We start from the raw sequence: 24095 nt of genomic DNA on the forward strand, positions 1-24095 counted from the left end.
CAGTTCGAGACCGAGGCGGTTCAGCCGCTGGCGCGTTGACCTGAAAGGAAGGGCTGGCCCCCGCCTTCAGGACGCCCGAGCAAAGCGCCGCCGGCTCAACCGGCGACCAGTACCCGTATCGCCTCCAGCCGCAAGGCTGCCTTTTCCAATGCCGCCAGGCCGTCTTCGCGTTGCTGGCGCAGGGCTTCGATCTCGCTGTCGCGCACGCTCGGGTTGACTGCCTGCAGGGCTACCAGTCGCGCCAGCTCCTCATCCAGACCAGCCTTCAGCTTGCGTTGCGCCTCGGCAACGCGCTCGCTGTGGCGAGGCCCGATCTTGGCTTCGGCGGCGGCGATCTGGGTGGCCAGCACGTCGCGCTGGGCCTGGACGAACTTGTTGGCACTGGCCCGCGGCACGCTTTCCAGCTGATCGTTGAGCGTATCGAAGGCCACCTTCGAGGCCAGGTCGTTGCCATTGCCGTCGAGCAGGCAGCGCAGCGCCAACGGCGGCAGGAAGCGGCTGAGCTGCAGCACGCGCGGCGCCACCACCTCGCTGACGAACAGCAGTTCGAGCAGCACGGTGCCCGGCTTGAGCGCCTTGTTCTTGATCAGCGCGACGGCGGTGTTGCCCATGGAGCCGGACAGCACCAGGTCCATGCCGCCCTGCACCATGGGATGTTCCCAAGTGAGGAACTGCATGTCCTCGCGGGCCAGGGCCTGCTCGCGGTCGTAGGTGATGGTCACGGCCTCGTCGTCGCCCAGCGGGAAGCTGGCATCCAGCATCTTCTCGCTGGGGCGCAGCACCAGGGCGTTTTCCGAGTGATCCTCGCTATCGATGCCGAACGCGTCGAACAGCTGCTCCATATAGATCGGCAGGGCGAACTGGTCGTCCTGCTCCTCGATGGCTTCGACCAGCGCCTTGCCTTGTTCGCCGCCGCCGGAATTGAGCTCCAGCAGACGGTCGCGACCACTGTGCAGCTCGGCTTCGAGACGCTCGCGCTCGGCGCGGGCCTCGTCGATCAGCTGTTGATAGGCATCGTCGTCACCTTCTTCCAGCTGTGCCAGCAGCCGCTGACCGAAGCGGTGCTGCAGTGCGTTGCCGGTCGGGCAGGTGTTGAGGAAGGCGTTCAGCGCCTGGTGATACCACTGGAACAGGCGCTCCTGCGGGCTGGTTTCCAGGTACGGCACGTGCAGCTGGATGGTGTGCTGCTGGCCGATGCGGTCGAGACGGCCGATGCGCTGCTCGAGAAGGTCCGGGTGCGCCGGCAGATCGAACAGCACCAGATGGTGGCTGAACTGGAAGTTGCGGCCTTCGCTGCCGATTTCCGAGCAGATCAGCACCTGCGCGCCGAACTCCTCGTCGGCGAAGTAGGCCGCGGCGCGGTCGCGTTCGAGGATGCTCATGCCTTCGTGGAATACCGTGGCCGGGATGCCGGAGCGCACGCGCAGCGCGTCCTCCAGATCCAGCGCAGTCTCGGCGTGGGCGCAGATGACCAGCACCTTGTACTTCTTCAGCATCTTCAGGGTGTCGATCAGCCACTCGACACGCGGGTCGAACTGCCACCAGCGGTTCTGCTCGTCGGCCGGTTCCTGCTGACTCTGGAAGGCGACTTCCGGATACAGCTCGGCGTGCTCGCCCAGCGGCAGCTCCATGTATTCGGCCGGGCAGGGCAGCGGGTAGGGGTGCAGCTGGCGCTCGGGAAAGCCCTGCACGGCGGCGCGCGTATTGCGGAACAGCAGGCGGCCGGTGCCGTGACGGTCGAGCAGCTCGCGGATCAGCCGACTGCTGGCCTCAATGTCGCCATCGGTGGCGGCGGCCAGCAGGGCTTCGCCCTCGGCGCCGAGGAAATCGTGGATAGTTTGGTGTGCCTGCTGCGAGAGACGACCCTCGTCGAGCAGTTCCTGCACGGCTTCGGCCACTGGCTGATAGCTGGAGCTCTCGGCGCGGAAGGCATCGAGGTCATGGAAACGATTCGGATCGAGCAGGCGCAGACGTGCGAAGTGGCTGTCCAGGCCGAGCTGTTCGGGTGTCGCGGTCAGCAGCAGCACGCCGGGAATCACTTCAGCCAGCTGTTCGACCAGCGTGTATTCGGCGCTGGCGCCTTCCGGATGCCAGACCAGGTGATGCGCCTCGTCCACCACCAGCAGGTCCCAGCCGGCGGCGAAGGCGGCGTCCTGGGCGCGCTCGTCTTCCTTCAGCCACTCCAGCGAGACCAGCGCCAGTTGAGTGTCTTCGAAGGGGTTGCGGGCATCGCTCTCGATGAAGCGCTCGGCATCGAACAGCGCGACTTCCAGGTTGAAGCGGCGGCGCATCTCCACCAGCCACTGATGCTGCAGGTTCTCCGGTACCAGGATCAGCACCCGGCTGGCGCGGCCGGAGAGCAGCTGGCGATGGAGGATCAGGCCGGCCTCGATGGTCTTGCCCAGACCCACTTCGTCGGCCAGCAGCACGCGCGGGGCGATGCGGTCGGCGACTTCCTTGGCGATGTGCAGCTGGTGCGCGATGGGTTGCGCCCGCACGCCACCGAGGCCCCACAGCGAGGACTGCAACTGGGCGCTCTGATGCTGCAGGGTGTGGTAGCGCAGGCTGAACCAGGCCAGCGGGTCGATCTGCCCGGCGAACAGGCGGTCGCTGGCCAGGCGGAACTGAATGAAGTTCGACAGCTGGGTTTCCGGCAGGGTGCGGGCTTCGTTCTGCGCGGTCAGGCCGTGGTAGACCAGCAGGCCGTCGACGTCGTCGACCTCGCGCACGGTCATCTTCCAGCCTTCGAAGTGGGTGATCTCGTCACCCGGGACGAAGCGTACGCGGGTCAGTGGCGCGCTGCGCGTCGCATACTGGCGGGTTTCGCCGGTGGCCGGGTAGAGCACGGTGAGCATCCGCCCATCCTGGGTGAGGATGGTTCCGAGGCCGAGTTCCGCCTCGCTGTCGCTGATCCAGCGTTGCCCCGGTAGATACTGCTGCGCCATGCTGCCTCCCGCTGTGAAAAAGCCGGCTATGGTAACGGAACGTCGCCATCAGGGCGACGACCGATGGCGACTGCGTGACGCATGAAGTGTAGCGGTCCTGTTAAAGTTGGCCGGTGCCACGCCGATTCATCGGTAAAGAAGGGTAACCAGCATGCTGCCACCCATCCCATCAGGCGTATTCCCGGTCAACGCCCAGCAGGACGCGGTCAAGCCGCGCCCGGAGATCGCACCGGTGGTGCCCGTGCAGCCGAGTTCGGGCGAAAGTGCGGTTACCCTCGACCGACGGCATCCGCAGGAGAGCGCCGAGATGCTGCGCGACGAGCAGCGGCGGCGTCAGCGCCGGGGTTATACCCCGGAGGAACTGGCGACCGGCGAGACCGATGAGCAGGACCAGGCCGAGCTCGAAGAGCTGCCGCGCCAGGGACTCTGGGTAGACGTCGAGGTCTGAGGTGTTCATGACCGACCCTGGCCACGCTTCATCGATCGAGTTGCCGGACGCGGCACTGGACTACCGCCCGGGGTGGGCCGACAGCGAAACCGCCGATGCCTGGCTGCAGGAGCTCATCAGCGCCACGCCCTGGTCGCAACCCGAAATTCGAATCTATGGCCGCCAGGTTGCCGTACCACGCCTGGTCGCCTGGTATGGCGACGCGGATGCTGGGTATCGCTATTCCGGTCTGCGACATGATCCGCTGGCCTGGACCCCGCTGTTGCACGACATCCGTGAGCGTCTGCAGAACGAGACCGGCCACCACTTCAACGGTGTGTTGCTGAACCTGTATCGCGACGGACGCGACGCCATGGGCTGGCACAGTGACGATGAGCCCGAGCTGGGCGATTGCCCGACGGTCGCTTCGCTGAGTCTCGGCGCCGAGCGGCGCTTCGATCTGCGGCGCAAGGGCAGTGGGCGGATTCGATATTCGCTCGTCCTCGCTCATGGCTCGCTGCTGGTCATGAGGGGCGCGACGCAGCATCATTGGCAACACCAGATCGCGCGGACCAGCAAGGTGCTGCAGCCGCGCCTCAACCTGACCTTCCGCCTGATCGAGACGAGACCGAGCAAATGAGCAGCGACGAGAAGTTGATCGACTTCAGTGCAGAGCGCGCAAAGCGCATTCACGACCTCAACGACAAACGCCTCGAGGAGATGCGCAAGACTTTCGAGCAGGCCCTGCCGCTGGGCAAGGCGAAGAAGAAGGGTAAACACTCTCCGAAGAAGCGTTAACCGCGTTCCCCCTCCACATTTGCACATATCGATTCGCTATTAGCCGATCGGCTTTTGCTCCTGCCCGCTGTTTATTGCCTTCAACACCCCTGTTTTCTTGACCTGGATCAGTCGTTGCGCACGGCTGTGCGCGCTGCTTTGCGGCCATTGACCGGGGTCAATTTTTTTAGGCGGGAGCGGGTTTAACTTGAACCCATCGAACACGAATCAGGTTTCGGAGGTAGGTCTCATGTTTGTCGATAATGTGGTGCTCGCAGGGGTGGTCACGGTCGGCCTGATGGTCGCCTTCCTCGGAGGCTTCGGATATTTCATCTGGCGGGACGCGCACAAGAAGTAGTCGATTCCCGACAGATTCAAAGAGCACGCAAGGCATTTAGGCGACCTATGGTCGCCTTTTTTTTGCGCGCGATTTACCGACGTGTCTGAGGTTGGACGAACACGACCGTCGTGAATGCCGGTACCTCGAACTCCCCACTGGCGACCTTGGCCTGGCGGCTGATCGGGTCGACCGAGCCCATGAGCACCGGATGCAGCTGGTAGCCGTTCCCGCCCGGCAGGCGAATCCGCCTGTCCGAGGCATTGATCACCACCATCAGCGAGCTGTAGCGGCGGTCCAGATCGCGGCCGTCACGTGGGCCATCGGCAAGGCTGAAGGCGATCACGCCGGGCTGCTGTTCGGAGCCGGTGTTGTGAAACTGCAAGCGTCGCTGCACCTCGCGGGCGCTGTCGAGCTGGAACAGTGCGCTGTCGCTGCGAATTTTCAGTAGCTCGAGAAAGCGCCGCTTTGCGGTGACGATGTCGGCAGCGCCCGGTTCGGCTTGCGGGTCGGCGATGATCCTGCGAATCAGCGGCCAGTTGTCGCCGTCCTTGTCTGCACGCGGCAAACCCTTGTTCCAGTTGTTGTCCTGGTAGCTGAAGTCCACCGCATTGAACCAGTCTCCCGAGTCGTAGCTGTCGCGCTGCATGGACTTCGACCGCAGGATGTCGGAGCCGAGATGGATGAACGGCACGCCCTGGCTGAACAGCGGCACCGACAGCGCCAGCAGATGCAGGCGGGCCCGGTCGGCAACCGACAGGCTGCTGGCGAACTTGTACTGGTTGTTGTCCCACAAGGTCTGATTGTCGTGCTTGGAGACGTAGTTGACGGTTTCCTGCGGGTCCAGCGTATAGCCCGCGGGCTGGCCGTTGTAGTCGATCTCGCTGCCCTTGCGCGTGCTGCCGTCGGCGGTGACGAACTCGTAATCACGCAGCCCGCCGGCGATGCCGACGCGGATCAGATCGGCGGCGTGCAACAGTTGCGCTTTTTCCTGCGCCCCGGCGCCGCTCGACTCATTGGGCCACAGATAGAGGCCGTTGGCGAAACCCTGGTTGCGACGGATGCTGTCGCCGCCGTCGAAGGGGCTGCCGCCACGGACCGCATCGCGTTGCCGGTCGTTGAAGGTGCCGACACCGGTACCGGCCATGTTCAACTGGTTGGCGTTGATGCCGCGCGCATTGCCGGCGACCTCACCGAACTCCCAGCCTTCACCGTAGAAGTAGGTGTCGCGATTGATGCGGCGAACGGCGCGATAGGCATCGACGATCTGCTCGCGCATGTGATGCCCCATCAGGTCGAAGCGAAAGCCGGCGATCTTGTAGTCGCGGGCCCAGACCTTCAGCGAGTCGATCATCAGCTTGGCCATCATGCGATGTTCGCTGGCGGTGTTCTCGCAGCAGGTCGAGGTTTCCACCGCGCCGGTGGCGGGGTTGCGGCGGTGGTAATAGCCGGGCACGACCTTGTCCAGGACGGACTTGTCGGCCAGGCCGGAAGCGTTGGTGTGGTTGTAGACCACGTCCATCACCGTGGCCAGGCCATTGCCGGCCAAGGCCTGCACCATCTGGCGGAACTCGATGATGCGCTGCACGCCTTCGGCGTCGCTGGCGTAGCTGCCCTCGGGCGCGGTGAAGTGGAAGGGGTCGTAACCCCAGTTGAAGTCATCCAGCCCGCGCAGGTCGTTGTACAGCGATTGCGCCAGGCCGCTGGCCGGGTCGAAGCCCTCTAGCACCTGACGGATGCTCGCTGCGCTGCAGTACTGGGCCCAGCGCTGACGGGCCTGGTCCGACAGGTCGCAGAGCTTGGCGAAGGGGTCGTCCAGATTGAGCCGCTGCGCGGGGTCTTCATCGATGGTGGCGATGTCGAACACCGGCAGCAGCTGCACGTGGGTGAGTCCGGCTTTCTGCAAGTCACGCAGGTGGCGCATGCCGTTGCTGTGCTGCTGGGTAAACGCGGCATAGGTGCCACGCAGCGCGGCCGGCAAGCTGGTGTCGCTGGCGCTGAAGTCGCGCAGATGGGTTTCGTAGATCACGCTCGCCTCGGGGCGCTCCGGGTGCGGCGGACGCACGGCATCCCAGCCGGCAGGCTTGAGATCAGCGGCATTCAGGTCGACGATCTGGGCGTACTGGCTGTTGCGTGACAGGCTCAGGGCGTAGGGATCGCTGACCAGCGTCGTCTCGACCCTGCCGGTGCTTGGCCGGTAGGCGGTGACTTCGTACTGGTAGTACTGGCGATCCAGCGAGCGCGGGCCTTCCAGACTCCAGACGCCGAGCCGCTCCCGCATGAGCCTGGGATAGCCAGGCAGCAGCCGCTTGGCGGCATCGAACACATGCAGGCGAACCCGCTGTGCGGTCGGTGCCCAGAGCTTGAAGGAAACGCCTCCGGCATCGAGCGCCGCACCCAGCTCGCCGTTGTAGGCGAACAGCATGTCGAGAATGCCGGCGGTCTGCACTTCGGTGGCATCGATGACCCGGTCGTCCGCGTCATAGGCGATTACCACCAGTTGGCTCATCACGGCGCGGCGTATGTCACGTACGCCTGCCGTGACCCGGTATGCAGAGGCATCGGCCAGATGTGGGTGTTGGCGCCTGAGGCCGTTGCGCAGGGTGGACGGCTGCAGTGCGAGGATCTGTCCGCCGCTGACGGTGCGCGCTTCGCCGTCGATGCGGATGCTGGCGTCGTTGGCATAGCGCAGTTCGGCCCGGCTGGCGCCCGGCGCACCGCCCACCAGTACGAGCGTGAACGGATCGAGCCAATGCGCCCGCGCGCCCTTGATCGCCACGGTGCTGCCACTTAGCGGCGTGCTGGACAGCTGTGGGTTGCCGCTGGCCGTGAAGACACGACGGCCCAGCTCGTCGAAGCGCCAGGTCAGGTCGCCACCGCCCAGGTCTTTCTCGTCGCCCTTGTGCATGATCAGATTCAGGCAACTGGCGTCGGCGCTCAGAGGGATGCGGTACAAGGCGCCGTACTGCGGGTCGGTATCCACCGCCGCGAGCGGTTGCGCCCAGCTGGTTTCAGCCGCACTGCCACTGCAGTCGGCGGTGTTCCACAGATGCGGACCCCAGCCGTTGTAGTCGCCATCGGCGCGCTGGTAGTAGAGCAGGGCCTCGTCGGGGCCAGGGTCGAGCGGGGCAGCCGAAGCGGATTGCATGGCCAGCGAGAAGCCGGCAAGGACGAGCGCCGCCAGGCGCCGATAAGCGATCGAGCGAGTAAGCATGGGGAGGGTCCCGTTGTTGTTCTTGTTGTACTGCTCGCCGGATGGTCGGCGCGGAGAATCCGACACGCATCCTCCGCCAGGGAACTGCTCGGGGCGTAGGCCAAGGCGGTAATGGCGTTCTGCTTGTCCCCCGTGCCGGGCACGGAGGGATGGCTGGAAATGCCGAGGGCGCCAATTAGGCGCCCTCGGATTGCCTCCGTCGCGACGGGGCAGTGAACACGGGAATGCTCAGCCGATGGTGATCGCCGGCAGTTCCTTCAGTTCGACGGTTTCCTGCTTGCGTGGCGCGAGCACTTCGGCTTCGCCGTCGACCACCTGTTCATCGTTCTGGTTGAACACGCGGGTGGCGATGCGCACGCGGTTCTTCGGCAGCTTCTCGAGGATTTCCAGGCGCACGGTCAGGGTGTCACCGATCTTCACCGGGCGGGTGAATTTCATGGTCTGGCCGAGATAGATGGTGCCCGGCCCCGGCATGGTGCAAGCCACGGCGGCGCTGATCAGCGCGCCACTGAACATGCCATGGGCAATGCGTTCCTTGAACAGCGTACCGGCAGCGAACTCGGCATCCAGGTGGACCGGGTTGCGGTCGCCCGACATGGCCGCGAACAACTGGATGTCCCGTTCTTCTACGTGTTTTTCGAAGCTCGCCTGCTGGCCGACTTCCAGTTCGGCGTAGGGCGTATTGCTGATGGTGCTCATGGACTGTCCTCAGGTGCTGGGGCGGCGCGTCAACTGCTGCGCCTGATCGAATCAGATTCCGCGCAAGCCGGCACAGCCCGGTCCCTGCGCGCTGGGGCTGCATTCTAGAGGCATGCAGCGCGATTGTCCCGGGCGAGGACGGCCTCGGCAGCGTGACGAAAGATTCACAGCAGTGATTTGTACGGCTTGGGCTGTTGCGTCGCGATGCCGACCTGATAAGTTCGCCAGAGTCCGCCGTGCGCGGGCCAGACACTCTCAGGTAACGAGGCCAATAACAATGCAGCCTGAATTCTGGAATGACAAACGCCCCGCAGGCGTACCCAACGATATCGATCTAGCTGCTTACCGCTCGGTCGTCGAAGTGTTCGAGCGTGCCTGCAAGACCCACGCGGACCGCCCTGCATTCAGCAACATGGGTGTTACCCTCAGTTACTCCGATCTGGAACGGCACTCCGCCGCTTTTGCCGCCTGGCTGCAGCACCACACCGATCTGCAACCTGGCGATCGCATCGCCATTCAGATGCCCAACCTGCTGCAATACCCCATCGCGGTGTTCGGTGCATTGCGCGCCGGTCTCATCGTGGTCAATACCAACCCGCTGTACACCGCGCGGGAGATGCGTCACCAGTTCCAGGATTCCGGCGCGCGGGCGCTGGTGTATCTCAATACCTTCGGTCACAACGTGCAGGAGGTGCTGCCTGATACCGCCATCGAGCACCTGATCGAAGTGCGCATCGGCGACATGTTGCCGCCGCTCAAGGGCGCGCTGGTCAACGCGGCGGTCAAGCACCTGAAGAAGATGGTGCCGGATTACAGCCTGCCGCAAGCCGTTTCCTTCAAGGACGTGCTACGCGATGGCGCACGCCACAGCCACAAGCCCGCACCGCTGGAACTCGACCACGTCGCCGTGCTGCAGTACACCGGCGGTACGACCGGAGTGGCCAAGGGCGCGATGCTGACCCACGGCAACCTGGTGGCGAACATGCAACAGGTGCGAGCCAACATGCAGCAACTGGACGATCAGGGCCACCCGGTCATCCGTGAGGGCCAGGAAGTGATGATCGCGCCGCTGCCGCTGTATCACATCTACGCCTTCACGGTTAACTGCATGTGCATGACGGTGACCGGCAACCATAACGTGCTGATCACCAACCCGCGGGACATCAACGGCTTCGTCAAGGAATTGCAGCGCTGGCAATTCTCCGCGTTCCTCGGGCTCAACACGCTGTTCGTCGCGCTGATGGCTCACCCGCAGTTCAAGAAGGTCGACTTCTCTCGGCTCAAAGGCACCAACTCGGGTGGCACTGCCCTGGTTTCGGCAGTCGCTGAACGCTGGAAGAGCCTGACCGGCTGCACCGTCGTCGAAGGCTACGGCCTGACGGAAACCTCGCCGGTCGTCTGCGCCAATCCCCATGGCGAACATTCGCGCCTCGGCACGGTGGGGCTGCCGGTGCCCGGCACCACGGTCAAGGTCATCGATGACGAAGGCAACGCCTTGCCGCTCGGCGAGCGCGGCGAGCTGTGCGTCAAGGGGCCGCAAGTGATGAAGGGCTACTGGCAGCGTCCCGACGCGACGGCCGAGGTGCTGGACGAAGAGGGCTGGCTGAAGACCGGCGACATCGCGGTGATCGACGAGGACGGCTTCGTCAGCATCGTCGACCGCAAGAAGGACCTGATCATCGTCTCCGGTTTCAACGTCTACCCCAACGAGATCGAGGATGTGGTGATGGCCCACCCTAAGGTCGCCGCCTGCGCCGCCATCGGTGTGGCGGACGAGAAGTCCGGCGAAGCGGTCAAGCTGTTCGTCGTGCCCAGCGATCCGAGCCTCACCCAGGAAGAGCTGCAGGCTTACTGCCGGGAGAATTTCACCGGCTACAAGATGCCGCGGCACTACGTGTTCCGGGATGCATTGCCGATGACACCGGTGGGCAAGATCCTGCGCCGGGAGTTGCGCGAGAGCGCCTGATAACGACAGGCGCAGCCCGCAGTGGGCGGCGCGATCTGAGTGACCGGGACATATGTTCCGGTCACTTTATGTCGAATCGACGCGTTCCGGACTCTGTTCGCTCCTGGGCAAAGCTGCTAACCTCGGGCACGCTTTTAGCCCGATCAGTGGTACAAAAGTTAACAAATCACAACAAAACAGCTGCCATCGCGCAGTAATAAAGCTGTTGCTTAGGAGTGGGGTTCATGACCGATAACTTCTGGAAGGATAAGTATCCTGTTGGTGTCGCCAGCGAGATCGATCCCGATGAGTATCAGAACATCCAGGCTGTGCTCAAGCAGTCTTGCGAGCGTTTCGCCGACAAGCCGGCCTTCAGCAATCTCGGCAAGACCCTGACCTATGGTGAGCTGTACAAGCTGTCCGGCGATTTCGCCGCCTACCTGCAGCAGAACACCGATCTTCAGCCCGGCGACCGCATCGCCGTGCAGCTGCCCAACCTGATCCAGTATCCCATCGTGGTGTTCGGTGCCATGCGTGCCGGCCTCATCGTGGTCAACACCAACCCGCTGTACACCGCGCGGGAGATGGAACACCAGTTCAACGACGCCGGCGCCAAGGCGCTGGTCTGCCTCGCCAACATGGCGCACCTGGCCGAGGAAGTGCTGCCCAAGACCGGCATCAAGCACGTGGTCATCACCGAAGTCGCCGACATGCTGCCGCCGCTCAAGCGCATGCTGGTCAACGCGGTGGTCAAGCATGTGAAGAAGATGGTCCCGGCCTACAGCCTGCCGAAGGCGGTCAAGCTCAACGATGCGCTGGCCCTGGGTCGCGGCAAGGCAGTGCGTGACGTATCGCCGAGCAGCGACGAAGTCGCCGTGCTGCAGTACACCGGCGGCACCACTGGCGTCGCCAAGGGCGCGATGCTGACCCACCGCAACATCGTCGCCAACATGCTGCAGTGCAAGGCGCTGATGGGTTCGAACCTCAATGACGGCAGCGAGGTGCTGATCGCCCCCTTGCCGCTCTACCACATCTACGCCTTCACCTTTCACTGCATGGCGATGATGCTCAGCGGCAACCACAACATCCTGATCTCCAATCCGCGCGACCTGCCGGCGATGATCAAGGACCTGTCCAAGTATCGCTTCAGCGGCTTCGTCGGCCTCAACACGCTGTTCGTGGCGCTGTGCAACAGCGAAGACTTCCGCAAGCTGGATTTCTCCGCGCTCAAGGTCACCCTGTCGGGCGGCATGGCGCTGCAGCTGGCGACAGCCGAGCGCTGGAAGCAGGTGACGGGTTGCTCGATCTGCGAAGGCTACGGCCTGACCGAAACCAGCCCGGTGGCCTCGGTCAATCCGATCGAGCACATCCAGATCGGCACCATCGGCATTCCGGTTCCTTCGACGCAGTTCAAGGTCATCAATGACGATGGCCAGGATCTGGCGCAAGGCGAGATCGGCGAGCTGTGCATCAAGGGCCCGCAGGTGATGAAGGGGTACTGGCAGCGCCCCGAGGCCACTGCCGAAGTGATCGATGCCGAAGGCTGGTTCAAGTCGGGGGACATCGGTGTCGTTCAGGAAGACGGCTACATCCGTATCGTCGACCGCAAGAAAGACATGATTCTGGTCTCCGGCTTCAACGTCTACCCCAACGAGCTGGAAGACGTGCTTGCCGCCCTGCCGGGTGTGCTGCAGTGCGCCGCCATTGGTGTGCCGGACGAGAAGTCCGGTGAGGCGATCAAGCTGTTCGTGGTGGTCAAGCCCGGTGAGAGCCTGACCAAGGAGCAGGTCATGCAGCACATGCACGACAACCTGACCGGCTACAAGCGACCGAAGTTCGTGGAGTTCCGCGACAGCCTGCCGACCACCAACGTCGGCAAGATCCTGCGCCGCGAGCTGCGCGATGAAGAGTTGCGCAAGCTGGGCCACAAGAAATAACGCCCCTCCGCACCTCGACGAAAACCCCGCCTCGGCGGGGTTTTTTTGTTTTTGCGAACAGCGTCCATCGGCAGCGTGCCGCACAGCTTGAATTAGCGCTTGGTAGCGTTCAGGCCGGTGAGTCACTGGATGCCATCTCCGCTCTGATCGGCACCATCAATTCGATGAACGCGCAGATCGCCGCCGCCGCCGAAGAGCAGACCGCCGTGGCCGAGGAGATCAACCGCAGCGTGCACCATATCGCCGATGCGATGGATGGCGTGGCCAGCGATGCCGTCCATGGCGCGCAAACGACACGTGAACTCAATGACTTGGCGGAACGGCTGCAGCGGTTGGTGGGTCAGTTCCGCATTTGATGGGCAAACCGCTCTAGCACGGGCGATCGCGAAACCCTGCCAGGCAGGGTTTCGTCGTTCAGGGGGGTAAAGAAAGATCCGCCCAGGTCGACAACCCGAAGGTACTTGCGCGATTGGTGCTTAAGCCGCGCCTGTTTTTTGTCGCAATTTCTCTTGCTCCAGGTACCTAAGGGGTCGATCAGAATGCTCTCCAATCTTCGTTTGCGAATGAAGCTGCTGTTGCTCACACTGGGCCCGATTCTACTGCTTGCCATCCTGCTCAGCGGTATCGCCGTATACGAACTGCGCGCTCTGGCCGAACAGCAGGAAGCGCACACCCGCAACAGCCTCATTCAGGACCGGCGTGCCGAGCTCAAGCATTACGTGGAACTCGCACGCAACGCCATCGGGCCGATCCACGAGCGCTCCGCCGAAGGCGACACGCAGGCGCGCGATCAGGCGGTGGCCATTCTCGAGCGGATGTCCTACGGCAAGGACGGCTATTTCTGGGGCTACGACACCCAGGCCGTGCGCATCCTGCAGGGCAACACCAAGGACAAGATCGGCCAGAGCTTCTACGACTACCGTGACCCGAACGGCGTCTACGCCATTCGCGAGCTGGTGCGCGCCGGTCAGGACGGCAGCCACTACGTCGACTACAGCTTCGTGCTGGGTGACAGCAGCGTGCTGGTACCCAAGGTCGGCTATGCCGAATTCCTGCCCAAATGGAACATGGTCTTCGGCACGTCGTTGAACCTGGATGGCGTCGAGCGTGACGTGCAGGCCGCCCGGGCAGAGTTCCAGGAGCGCATCGATGGGCTGGTAGCCATCATGCTGGTGTCGGCGTTCGCGCTGCTGGCGTTGATGGCGCTGTTGGCCGTCTTCATGAGCAATGCCCTGCTCAGTCCGCTGCTGCTGATCAAGCGCAACCTGGATGACATGGCCCAGGGCGACGGCGACCTGACCCAGCGGCTGCCGATCACCAGCCAGGATGAGCTGGGTGAGCTGGCCATGTCGTTCAACCGCTTCGTCGAGAAGATCCATTCGCTGGTACAGCAGGTCGCCGGTACCACCACGCAGTTGAGCGGGCTGGTCGGTGCGGTGGCCAGCCATGCGCAGCGTTCGGAACAGGCCATGGCCGATCAGCGCAGCGAGACCGATCAGGTCGCCACGGCGATCAACGAGATGTCGGCCGCGGCCCATGAAGTGGCGATGAGCGCCCAGCGTGCCGCCGAGGCCGCGCGTGAAACCGATCAGCAGGGTGTCGCGGCCAAGCAGATAGTCGATCAGAGCATCCGCCACATTCACGAACTGGTGGGCGAGCTGCGTGGTAGCGGTGAGTCGCTGGAAGGATTGCAGCAGGACGTGAAAGGCATCGTCGGTGTGCTCGACGTGATCCGTGCCATTGCCGAGCAGACCAATCTGCTGGCGCTCAACGCGGCCATCGAGGCAGCCCGTGCCGGTGAGGCGGGGCGCGGTTTCGCCGTGGTCGCCGATGAAGTACGTGCCCTTGCCAGCCGTACCCAGCAGAGCACCGGTGAAATCCAGGGCATGATCGACCGCCTGCAGAGCGCCACCTCCAATACCGTCGTCACCATGTTGCGCGCTGGCGAGAAAGGCGAGAGCACCCGTGGCCAGGCCAACCAGGCCGGCGAATCACTGGACGCCATTTCCGCACTGATTGGCACCATCAATTCGATGAACGCGCAGATCGCCGCCGCTGCCGAGGAACAGACCGCCGTGGCCGAGGAGATCAACCGCAGCGTGCACCACATTGCCGATGCGGTGGACGGCGTGGCCAGCGACGCCGCCCAGGGTGCCCAGACCTCCCGCGAGCTCAATGGCCTGGCCGAACGCCTGCAGCAGCTGGTCGGCCAGTTCCGCATCTGATCGCGACGCTCTCCGGCGGCCGGTGCAATGCCTGCCGCCGTTGCCGGACGGTGCTGCTCGCAGCACCGTTCCGTCAGGCGCCACTGAAGCACCTCGCATGAAGTTCCCTGCAGCCCGATCAACGGCGCTACCGGCGGGCGGCTGTCTCAGAACCGAGACGGCGGCCGTTCGGTCTAGCTCCCTATGGCCGCGTCCGCTGAAAGCAGTAGGGGACGATGGCGCAAGCCACAGGCGGCCTGCCCATCAATCCGTTGCAAGGATGAGTTACCCATGCACAAGAAAAACAATGCTGTTCGGGTAGTTGCTTCTCTCGCATTACTCACCGGCAGTGTCGCGTTCGCGGCGCCGCAGGTAGACACCTCGCAATTCAACGACTTCTGGACGCCGGACAAGCCCAACGCCGCGCTTTGCCGTTCGCCCTTGCTGGTCGGCACGCCGGTCGGTTTGCCGCGCTGCATGCAGGCGAGCAATGTCATGAAGCACCTGGAGGCGTTGCAGGACATCGCCACGATGAATGACGGCAATCGTGCGTCCGGTCAGCCCGGCTATCAGGCTTCCATCGACTACGTGCGCAGCCGCCTGCAGCGCGCCGGCTATCGCGTCGAAGTGCAGACCTTCCCGTTCCTCGCGTTCTATCCGGTCAGCCCCGGCACGTTGAGCGCCGTGGCGCCGCAGCCGGTGCAGTACGTCTGGGAGGAGGATTTCACTTACGCCGATCAGACCGATCCGGGCAACGTCAGCGCGCCGGTCGTGTCGGTCGACCTGGCTCTCGGCGCTGGCAACACCTCCACCAGTGGCTGTGAACCCGAGGACTTCGCCGGCTTTCCGGCTGGCGCCATCGCGTTGATGCAGCGCGGCACCTGTCCGTTCGGGCAGAAGGCGAGCAATGCGGCAGCGGCCGGTGCAGCTGGCGCCATCATCTTCAACCAGGGGGATACCGAGGACCGCAAGGGGCTGCTGGTCGCGACCCTGGGCGAGGACTACAGCGGCGGCATCCCGGTGATGTTCTCGACCTATGACAACGGCGTGGCCTGGTCGCAGAGCGCGGGTCTGCAACTGAGCATGAACGTCGATGTGGTGCGCGAGCAGACCGAGACCTACAACCTGCTGGCCGAGACGCGCCGCGGCGATCCGGGCAACGTGGTCATGGTCGGCGCGCATCTCGACTCGGTATTCGAAGGGGCGGGCATCAACGACAACGGCTCGGGCAGCGCCGCACTGCTGGAAATGGCCCTGCTGATGAGCAAGGCGCGGCCGGAAAACAAGGTGCGCTTTGCCTGGTGGGGGGCGGAGGAGTCCGGGCTGGTCGGCTCGACCTACTATGTCACGCAGTTGCCGGACGAGGAGAAACAGCGCATCAAGGCCTATCTGAACGTCGACATGATCGGTTCGCCGAACTACGCCAACTTCATCTATGACGGCGATGGCTCCGATTTCGGCCTGCAGGGCCCACCCGGCTCGGCCGCCATCGAACGCCTGCTGCGCACCTATTTCCAGCTGCGCAACGCGCCGTCGGAAGGCACAGAGATCGACTTCCGCTCCGACTACGCGCAGTTCTTCGAGGACGGCATCGCCTTCGGCGGACTGTTCACCGGCGCCGAGGACATCAAGACCGAGGAGCAGGCGCAGCGTTACGGCGGCGCAGCCGGCCAGTCGTTCGATCCGTGCTATCACAACGAATGCGACGACCTCGGCAACATCTCCATTGAGGCGCTGGAGTTGCACGGCGATGCGCTGGCCTTCGCCACCAGCTGGCTATCGCTGTCGACCCGGATGATCGATGACGAAATCGCCGCGGCGGCCGAGCAGAGCATCGGCAGTATGCGCATCCAGCAGGTGCAGGAGAAGTCGCGCTGGGGTCACTGGATCCGTTGATCGGCTGAATACCGCGCCGGCATGCCGGCGCGGTCCCTGCACAAACACCCTTGCCCTTCGGCCGGCCGGGCAAATCTGCGACAATCGCGCCCTTCACGAATTGCCCCACGGCTGTCCATGACTGACGCAACGCCCGCTATCGATACCCTGCTGAAGAATCTCGACCAGGCCCTGTTCGCAGATCGCCACCGCCTGCGCCGGCAGCTGCACGAGCTGAGAAAGAAGCCCGACGAGGCCAAACTCGCCCAGTGGCTGGAGCGCTTCCAGGCGTCGGTGGCCAAGGTCGAGGCGCGCCGGCAGAGCGTGCCGCGCATTCGCTACGACGACAGCCTGCCAATCGCGGCCAAGCGCGACGAGATCAAGGCCGCGCTGGAAAAGCATCAGGTGCTGGTGATCGCCGGTGAGACCGGCTCCGGCAAGACCACCCAGCTGCCGAAGATCTGCCTGGAGATCGGCCGTGGCGTGCACGGGCTGATCGGCCATACCCAGCCGCGCCGGCTCGCGGCACGTAGCGTCGCTACCCGCGTGGCCGAGGAAATCGGCACGCCACTGGGTGAGCTGGTGGGTTATCAGGTGCGTTTCGAGGATCAGAGCAAGGACAGCTCGCTGATCAAGCTGATGACCGACGGCATCCTGCTGGCCGAAACGCAGCACGACCGCTTCCTCGAGCGTTACGACACCATCATCGTCGACGAGGCCCACGAGCGTTCGCTGAACATCGACTTCCTGCTCGGCTTTCTCAAGACCCTGCTGCCGCGGCGGCCGGATCTGAAGGTCATCATTACTTCGGCGACCATCGACCTGCAGCGCTTTTCGGAGCATTTCGACGGTGCGCCCATCGTTGAGGTCTCCGGGCGTACCTACCCGGTGGAAACCTGGTATCGGCCACTGGCGGCCGAGATCGACGAGGACGGCAACCGGGTCGAGGACGACCTGACCGTCGACCAGGGCATCCTCGCCGCGCTTGACGAGATCGCCGCCCACGAGCAGAGCGTCGGCAAGCGTCCCGGCGATGTGCTGGTGTTCCTCCCCGGTGAGCGCGAAATCCGCGACGCCGCCGAGGTGCTGCGCAAGGCAAATCTGAAGTTCACCGAGGTGCTGCCGCTGTACGCGCGGCTGACGCCGGCCGAGCAGCAGAAGATCTTCCAGCCGCGACCGGGGCGCAAGATCGTGCTGGCCACCAACGTCGCCGAGACCTCGCTGACCGTGCCGGGCATTCGCTACGTGATCGATTCCGGCACCGCGCGCATCAGCCGCTACAGCTACCGCGCCAAGGTTCAGCGCCTGCCGATCGAGGCGGTGTCCCAGGCCAGCGCCAACCAGCGCAAGGGGCGCTGCGGGCGGGTCGAGCCGGGTATCTGCATTCGCCTGTACAGCGAGGAAGATTTCCTCGGTCGGCCCGAATTCACCGATCCGGAGATCCTGCGCACCAACCTCGCCGCGGTGATCCTGCAGATGCTGCATCTGCGCCTGGGCGATATTCAGGATTTCCCCTTTATCGAGCCGCCGGATGGCAAGGCCATCAGCGACGGCTTCAACCTGTTGCAGGAGCTCTCGGCGGTCAACCGCGAGAACCAGCTGACCCCGCTGGGCCGCCAACTGGCACGCCTGCCGATCGACCCGAGACTGGGTCGCATGCTGCTGGAAGCCGCGCAGCAGGGCAGCCTGGCCGAGGTGCTGATCGTCGCCAGCGCACTCTCGGTACAGGATGTGCGCGAGCGTCCGGCCGACCGCCAGCAGGCCGCCGACCAGGCGCATGCGCAATGGAAGGACCCGGATTCGGACTTCGCCGCGCTGATCAACCTCTGGCGTGGTTTCGAAGAGAAGCGCCAGGAACTGGGCTCCAACCCGCTGCGCAGCTGGTGCCGGAAGAACTTCCTCAACTACCTGCGCCTGCGCGAGTGGCGCGACGCGCATCGCCAGCTGACGCTGATCGCCCGCGAACTCAAGCTCGGTTCTGGCAGGTCGGTGGATGGCTCCGGCCAACCACAGCACGCCGACAAGGCACGTAGGGTGAAAGACGGCGAAGCCTCTTCCACGCGTCCGGCCGAGGCTAGCGCCCAACCCGTCCCGACCAAGGACACCAAGGTCAACGTCATCCTCCGCCAGCAGGCCGAAGCCAGCGAGGCGGCGCAGAAAGCCAAGAGCTATGCGGCGGTGCACAAGGCGATCCTCGCCGGCCTGCTCAGCCAGGTCGGCAACAAGACCGAGGAGGGCGACTTCCTCGGGGCGCGCCAGCGGCGCTTCTGGGTGCATCCATCCAGCGTGATCGGCCGCAAGAAGCCCAATTGGCTGATGGCCGCCGAGCTGGTGGAAACCACCAAGCTGTTCGCGCGCATGGTCGCCAAGATCGAACCGGACTGGATCGAGCCATTGGCCGGGCATCTGATCAAGAAGAACCACTTCGAGCCGCACTGGGAGAAGAAGCGCGGCCAGGTGGTGGCCTACGAGCAGGTGACACTCTACGGCATGATCGTCGTCGGCCGCCGGCCGGTGCATTACGGGCCCATCGACCCGCCGGCGGCGCGTGAGCTGTTCATCCGCGAAGGGCTGGTGCGCGGCGAGATGCACAGCCGCGCCCGCGCGCTCAGCGCCAATCGCGAGCTGCTCGAACGCCTCGACGAGCTGGAAGCCAAGGCGCGGCGCCGCGACATCCTCGCCGACGAGGAAACCCTGTTCGACTACTACGATGCGCGGCTGCCGGCGGACATCTACCAGACCGCCAGCTTCGAGAACTGGTACAAGCGCGAAAGCGCGAAGAACCCGCAGCTGCTGATCATGCGCGAGGAAGACGTGCTCGCCCGCGAGGCCAGCGAAGTCACCGCCGCGCAGTACCCGGATCACCTGCGCATCGGCGAGCTGCAGTTGCCGCTGGAATACCATTTCGAACCCAACCATCCGCGCGATGGCGTGACCTTGCGCGTACCGGCGCCGCTGTTGCCTCAATTGCGCAGCGAGCGGCTCGACTGGCTGGTGCCCGGGCTGCTGGAAACCAAGGCCGTGGCGCTGGTGCGCAACCTGCCCAAGGCACTGCGCAAGAACTTCGTGCCGGTGCCGGATTTCGTCGGTGCCGCGCTGGCCAAGATCGCTTTCGGCGAAGGCGCGCTGCCCGAGGCGCTGGGTCGCGAGCTGCTGCGCATGACCGGCGCGCGGGTGCCGGAGGAGGCCTGGGCCGAGGCGGCTGCCGGTTTGGAGAACCACCTGAAGATGAACATCGAAGTGGTCGATGCGCGCGGCAAATTCCTTGGTGAAGGGCGTGACCTGGCTGAACTCACTGCGCGCTTCGCCGAGGCCAGTCAGGCCGCGCTGGCGCCGCCGCAGCAGAAGGCCGAGCAGAAGCCGGTCGAGGCCAAGGGTTTTGCCCAGGTCGCGGAAAAGGCGCAGGCGAAGATGGCCGGGCTGTCGATGACGGTCTATCCGGCGCTGGTGGAAGAGGGCGGGGTGGTCAAGGAGGGGCGTTTTCCGACCCAGGCCGAGGCCGAGTGGCAACATCGCCGCGCGCTGCAGCGCCTGTTGCTGCAGCAGCTGGCGGAACCCGCCAAGTACCTGCGCAACAAGCTGCCGGGGCTGACCGAACTGGGCCTGCTCTACCGCGATATGGGCAAGGTCGACGCGCTGGTCGAGGATATCCTGCTGGCCAGCCTGGACAGCTGCATCCTGGACGGCGAGGCCCCGCTGCCGCGTGACGGCGCCGCCCTGGCGTCCCTGGCCGAGCGCAAGCGCGGCGACTGGACCGCACATGCCGAACGCCTGGCGCGCCTGACGCTGGAAATCCTCAAGCACTGGCACGGCCTGCAGAAGCGCTTCAAGGGCAAGATCGACCTGGCCCAGGCGGTGGCGCTCAACGACATCAAGGCGCAGCTGGGCAACCTGGTCTATCCGGGCTTTGTCCGCGAAACGCCTGCCGAGTGGCTGAAGGAGTACCCGCGCTACCTCAAGGCCGTCGAGCAGCGCTTCGAGAAGATCGGTGCGCAGCTGCAGCGTGACCGGGTCTGGTCCGGTGAGCTCACCGGCTACTGGGAGCAGTACCAGGCACGCCTGAAGAAGCACCTGCAGGAAGGCAAGCGCGATGCCGAGCTGGCGCTGTATCGCTGGATGCTCGAGGAATATCGCGTCTCGCTCTGGGCGCAGCAGCTCGGCACCAGGATGGCGGTATCGGACAAGCGTCTGAACAAGCAGTGGAGCCAGGTCGAGCCCTGAGGCCGGGGCCGGTACGCATCGTCAATCGCAGGAAGCCCATGGAAACTCGGAACAGGCTGGCGGGCGTGGCGGGCTCGCTGGGAGCCTCGACGCTCTTCGCCACGCTGTACTACTACACCACGCTGCTCGAGCCGCTGAGCGGTCAGCAGATCTACGGCTGGCGCATTCTGCTCACCGCGCCCTGCCTGGCATTGCTGCTGCTCGCCATCGGTCGCTGGGGCGAGGTCCGCGAGATCCTGGCGCGCCTGCCAGCCGAATCGCGGCTGTGGCTCGCGCTACCGCTGTCCTCGGCGCTGGTCGGCTTGCAGCTTTGGCTGTTCATGTGGGCGCCGATCAACGGCCACGGGCTGGACGTCTCGCTTGGCTATTTTCTGCTGCCGCTGACGCTGGTGCTTACCGGGCGCCTGGTCTTCGGTGAGGCGATCAGCCGCCTGCAACGCCTGGCCTGTCTGCTGGCGGCGGTTGGCGTGGGCAATCAGCTGCTGCTGGCCTCGTCGCTGTCCTGGCCGGTGCTGGCCGTCGCGCTTGGCTACCCCGGCTACTTCGCCCTGCGCCGTTGGATCGGCACCGCCAACCTGGGTGGTCTGTGGCTCGATTTGGTTATCAGTCTGCCGGTCGCCGCACTGTTCGCCTTCGGCAGCGGTGACACGTTGGACCTGCTTGTCGGCAATTCCCGCCTGCCCCTGCTGATCGCTGGCCTGGGCGCGCTCAGCGCGCTGGCCCTGGGGCTGATGATCAACGCCAGCAAGTACCTCAGCCTGACCCTGTTCGGCCTGCTCAGCTATGTCGAGCCGGTACTGTTGGTGGTCGTGGCGCTGTTACTCGGCGAGAGCATCGCCCCGGACCAGTGGCTGACCTACGGGGCGATCTGGGCGGCGATCGCTGCGTTGGTCTTCGAAGGATTGCGGGTGCTGCGTCGGGGGCTAGGGTAGCGTTCGGTGGTGCTTGATCAGGCGCCGAGGATTCGTCGGGCAGCTACGCCAGCAGGTAGAGCGCGAAGCCGCACTACTTATGCCGCCGTTGCAGCCCGCTAGTTGCTAGATTATCCGCTGCCCGAGGAGGCCTGCGACGATCGCCAGGGCCAGCGCGCCGAGCAGCGCGGCGAGGCGCCAGGCCTTTCGTGGACTTTCGGTGGCGGCCGCAGCGGTCGTGGGGGGCGTGGCGAGGTGCAGCGGGTTCGGTGTGGCAGGCCGGGGCCGCGCAGGTTTAGGCTGGGCAGCGACCGCGGCGGGAAGGTCGGCGGCGCGGACGAAGACGGTGGCGTCTTCATCGACGACTTCCGGGGCGCTGACCTTGGGACCGATCACCAGCAGCGTGGTATTGCCCAGCTGGATCTGGTCGCCCGGCTGCAGGACGGCGGTCGTGACCTTTTCGCGGTTCACCAGCAGGCCGTTGGCCGAGGCCAGGTCCTTGACTTCCAGCACATCGCCCTTGAGGTAGAACTCGGCATGGCGGCGCGACAGCTCGGCATCGCTGAAGCACAGTTCGCACTTGACCGAGCGGCCGAAGGTCATCGAGCCGGTGATGTGGTACTTGTGGCCCTGGTTCTCGCCCTTGACTACCTGCAACAGCCAGCGTGGAGCGCTCGTGACCTTGGCGCCGGCCTTGGCCGGATCGACGATCTGCAGTTCCAGCGCGCCCAGGCGCAGGCGGTCGCCGGAACGGATCTGGTAACGCTCGCCGATCTTCTCGTCATTGACGTAGGTGCCGCCAGGCGTGCCGAGGTCGGTGAGGTAATAGAAGCGGTTCTCCAGCAGCAGTTCGGCGTGAAATGGCGCGATTCCGGCGTCGTTGGCCACCAGCTTGTTGCTGCGGTCCGAACCGAGGGTGAAGCGTTCATCGGCAAGCCAGACCGGACTCTGGCGATTGTCAGCGAAGTGGATCCTGAGCATGGCGCGGTACCTTCTAGCGGAGCGGGCGACGGCCTGGGCCGAACGGCGCTCGCGAATTATTGGTTGAATATCCGGTTCCACAGGCGCTTGACCGGGTTGGGCGGCGCTTGCGAGGTCTGCGTGTTGGTTGGCGCGGCGCGTGAGGTGCTGGCCGTTGTGCGTTTCACCGGGCGCGGCGCCCGGGCTTTGGCAACCCGCTGAGCATGCGCATCGTGCAGCGCGAGCAGGGGCGCATATTCCGGAGTGGCTTCCAGGCCCTGCTGGATGTATTCCAGCGCCAGGGCGAACTCGCGGCGCCCGTAGGCCGCTTCGGCCAGTTCGACATACCGCTCGCTGACCTGCACCAGCCCGTTGCGGGCTGCCTCGTTTTCCGGCAGCCAGCCGAGCACCTGCTGGTAGTAGTGCACCGCGCTGTCTTCGGCCGGTTGCAGCAATTGATCGTCTGCCAGCCGTTGCGCCGCCAGTTCCAGTGCCTGGGCGATACGTGCATCGAGCACGCGGCGTATGCCGTCGAGGGCTTGGGCATTGTCGGAATCCAGGCGCAGGGCCTGGCGATAGTAGTAGTCGGCATTGTCGAACGCCGGTGCAGTCAGTTGCCCCTCACCCAGGCGCGTTTCGGCGCGAGTCAGGTAGTCGTTGATGCGGCTGTACTGCAGCCACTGGTAGCCGCCGGCAGCCAGTGCGGCCACTGTCACGAGCAGCGCTGCACCGATCGCTGCCCAGCGGCCGACGCCACGACGTCGCCGGCGGCGTCTGGTCGGCGCCTCGATGAATGCTGCCGGGGCGATGCGGGTCTGGTCCATGTCCGGTTCGGTGAGCGTGTCGATGGCCGCCAGCAGCTCGCGGCAATTGCCGAAGCGCTCGTCCGGCTGCTTGGCCAGCATGCGGTCGAGCAGTGGCTGGTAGGGCGCGAGCGCTGGCGGCAGTTGCGGCAAGGGCATCTGCAGGTGATTGAGCACGGTTTGCGGATAGCTGCTGGCGCGGTAGGGATTGGTCCCGGTGAGCATCTCGGCGAGGATCACGCCGAGGCTGTAGATGTCGCTGCGGGCGTCGAGTGGCTGGCACTGGGCCTGTTCCGGGCTGCTGTAGGCGGGGCTGCCGACGGCGATGCCGAAGTGGGTGAGTTCGTTATCCAGTTCCACGGCCTTGGCTACACCGAAGTCGGTGAGTACCACGCTGCCGTCGTCACGGAAAAGAATATTGGCCGGCTTCACGTCGCGGTGAACCAGCCCGCCGTCGTGCACCACCGCCAGGCCGCCGGCCAGCTGGCGAATGATGTCCAGTGCGCGGGACGGCGAGAAGACGATGCCGCGATGCTGCGCCAGGTCGCCACCGCCGATGTATTCCATGGCCAGGTAGTGCCGGCCGTCGGCGATCTGGCCGATGTCGTGGATGGTGATGATGGCCGGGTGGCGCAGCGAGGCGACGATATGGCCTTCCTGAATGAAGCGCTCGGTGAACGCCGCATCCTCCGTACGCAACAGCACCTTGACGGCTACCTCGCGATCCAGCGAGAGCTGGGTGGCCAGGTAGACCTCGGCCATTCCGCCTTTTCCGAGCCGCTTGTGCAGGCGATAGCCCGGTATTTCCAGCATCCGATGCATTGTGAAAACTCGTGCTTG

The 24095-nt window shown here is 64.8% G+C and carries 15 protein-coding genes and 1 pseudogene; 11 read left to right on the forward strand and 5 right to left on the reverse strand.

Going from position 1 to position 24095, the window contains the following annotated elements:
• Positions 1–95: 95 nt before the first annotated feature.
• Positions 96–2945, reverse strand: coding sequence for an RNA polymerase-associated protein RapA (rapA, locus tag P5704_020470; GenBank protein ID WOF78360.1), 2850 nt, complete (start codon positions 2943–2945; stop codon positions 96–98).
• A gap of 151 nt (positions 2946–3096) precedes the next feature.
• Between rapA and P5704_020475 the strand changes: the two genes are divergently transcribed.
• The 4 genes from P5704_020475 (at position 3097) to ccoM (ending at position 4507) form a co-directional block, all read left to right on the forward strand.
• On the forward strand, positions 3097–3393 hold the full coding sequence (locus P5704_020475) for an aspartate-semialdehyde dehydrogenase (GenBank protein ID WOF78361.1): 297 nt from the start codon (positions 3097–3099) through the stop codon (positions 3391–3393).
• 7 nt (positions 3394–3400) lie between these two features.
• Positions 3401–4012 carry an alpha-ketoglutarate-dependent dioxygenase AlkB gene (locus P5704_020480; GenBank protein WOF78362.1) on the forward strand — a complete coding sequence of 204 codons (612 nt, stop codon included), beginning with the start codon at positions 3401–3403 and terminating at the stop codon, positions 4010–4012.
• Positions 4009–4170: a hypothetical protein gene (locus P5704_020485; protein ID WOF78363.1), complete on the forward strand. Its 162-nt coding sequence runs from the start codon at positions 4009–4011 to the stop codon at positions 4168–4170. Before P5704_020480 ends, P5704_020485 begins: the two co-directional genes overlap by 4 nt.
• A 229-nt stretch (positions 4171–4399) precedes the next feature.
• Positions 4400–4507, forward strand: coding sequence for a cytochrome c oxidase subunit CcoM (gene ccoM, locus P5704_020490; protein WOF78364.1), 108 nt, complete (start codon positions 4400–4402; stop codon positions 4505–4507).
• A gap of 73 nt (positions 4508–4580) precedes the next feature.
• Here ccoM and pulA read toward each other — a convergent pair whose 3' ends face one another.
• Together pulA and P5704_020500 are read right to left on the reverse strand one after the other, a co-directional pair.
• Positions 4581–7700 carry a pullulanase-type alpha-1,6-glucosidase gene (pulA, locus tag P5704_020495; protein ID WOF81292.1) on the reverse strand — a complete coding sequence of 1040 codons (3120 nt, stop codon included), beginning with the start codon at positions 7698–7700 and terminating at the stop codon, positions 4581–4583.
• Positions 7701–7928: 228 nt separating this feature from the next.
• Positions 7929–8399, reverse strand: coding sequence for a MaoC family dehydratase (locus P5704_020500; protein WOF78365.1), 471 nt, complete (start codon positions 8397–8399; stop codon positions 7929–7931).
• 277 nt (positions 8400–8676) lie between these two features.
• Between P5704_020500 and fadD2 the strand changes: the two genes are divergently transcribed.
• From fadD2 to rarD, 7 genes and pseudogenes are all read left to right on the forward strand, one after another.
• A complete protein-coding gene (fadD2, locus tag P5704_020505) occupies positions 8677–10365 on the forward strand; it encodes a long-chain-fatty-acid--CoA ligase FadD2 (GenBank protein WOF78366.1) in 1689 nt (562 codons plus the stop codon).
• Positions 10366–10589: 224 nt separating this feature from the next.
• Positions 10590–12281, forward strand: coding sequence for a long-chain-fatty-acid--CoA ligase FadD1 (gene fadD1 / locus P5704_020510; GenBank protein WOF78367.1), 1692 nt, complete (start codon positions 10590–10592; stop codon positions 12279–12281).
• A gap of 110 nt (positions 12282–12391) precedes the next feature.
• Positions 12392–12637: pseudogene (locus P5704_020515) on the forward strand (methyl-accepting chemotaxis protein).
• A 183-nt stretch (positions 12638–12820) separates the two neighbouring features.
• A complete protein-coding gene (locus tag P5704_020520; protein WOF78368.1) occupies positions 12821–14506 on the forward strand; it encodes a methyl-accepting chemotaxis protein in 1686 nt (561 codons plus the stop codon).
• Between the two features lie 270 nt (positions 14507–14776).
• Positions 14777–16381 carry a M28 family metallopeptidase gene (locus P5704_020525; GenBank protein WOF78369.1) on the forward strand — a complete coding sequence of 535 codons (1605 nt, stop codon included), beginning with the start codon at positions 14777–14779 and terminating at the stop codon, positions 16379–16381.
• 117 nt (positions 16382–16498) lie between these two features.
• Positions 16499–20581 carry an ATP-dependent RNA helicase HrpA gene (hrpA, locus tag P5704_020530; GenBank protein WOF78370.1) on the forward strand — a complete coding sequence of 1361 codons (4083 nt, stop codon included), beginning with the start codon at positions 16499–16501 and terminating at the stop codon, positions 20579–20581.
• Positions 20582–20619: 38 nt separating this feature from the next.
• Complete coding sequence (gene rarD, locus P5704_020535; protein WOF78371.1) at positions 20620–21513, forward strand: EamA family transporter RarD; 894 nt, start codon at positions 20620–20622, stop codon at positions 21511–21513.
• A 105-nt stretch (positions 21514–21618) separates the two neighbouring features.
• Here the strand turns inward: rarD and P5704_020540 are convergent, their stop codons facing one another.
• Both P5704_020540 and P5704_020545 read right to left on the reverse strand, forming a co-directional pair.
• Positions 21619–22473 carry an FHA domain-containing protein gene (locus tag P5704_020540; GenBank protein ID WOF78372.1) on the reverse strand — a complete coding sequence of 285 codons (855 nt, stop codon included), beginning with the start codon at positions 22471–22473 and terminating at the stop codon, positions 21619–21621.
• 56 nt (positions 22474–22529) lie between these two features.
• Complete coding sequence (locus P5704_020545) at positions 22530–24077, reverse strand: protein kinase (protein WOF78373.1); 1548 nt, start codon at positions 24075–24077, stop codon at positions 22530–22532.
• Between the last annotated feature and the right edge of the window lie 18 nt (positions 24078–24095).

The sequence above is a fragment of the Pseudomonas sp. FeN3W genome, from assembly GCA_030263805.2.
GTDB classification, from domain to species: domain Bacteria; phylum Pseudomonadota; class Gammaproteobacteria; order Pseudomonadales; family Pseudomonadaceae; genus Stutzerimonas; species Stutzerimonas stutzeri_G.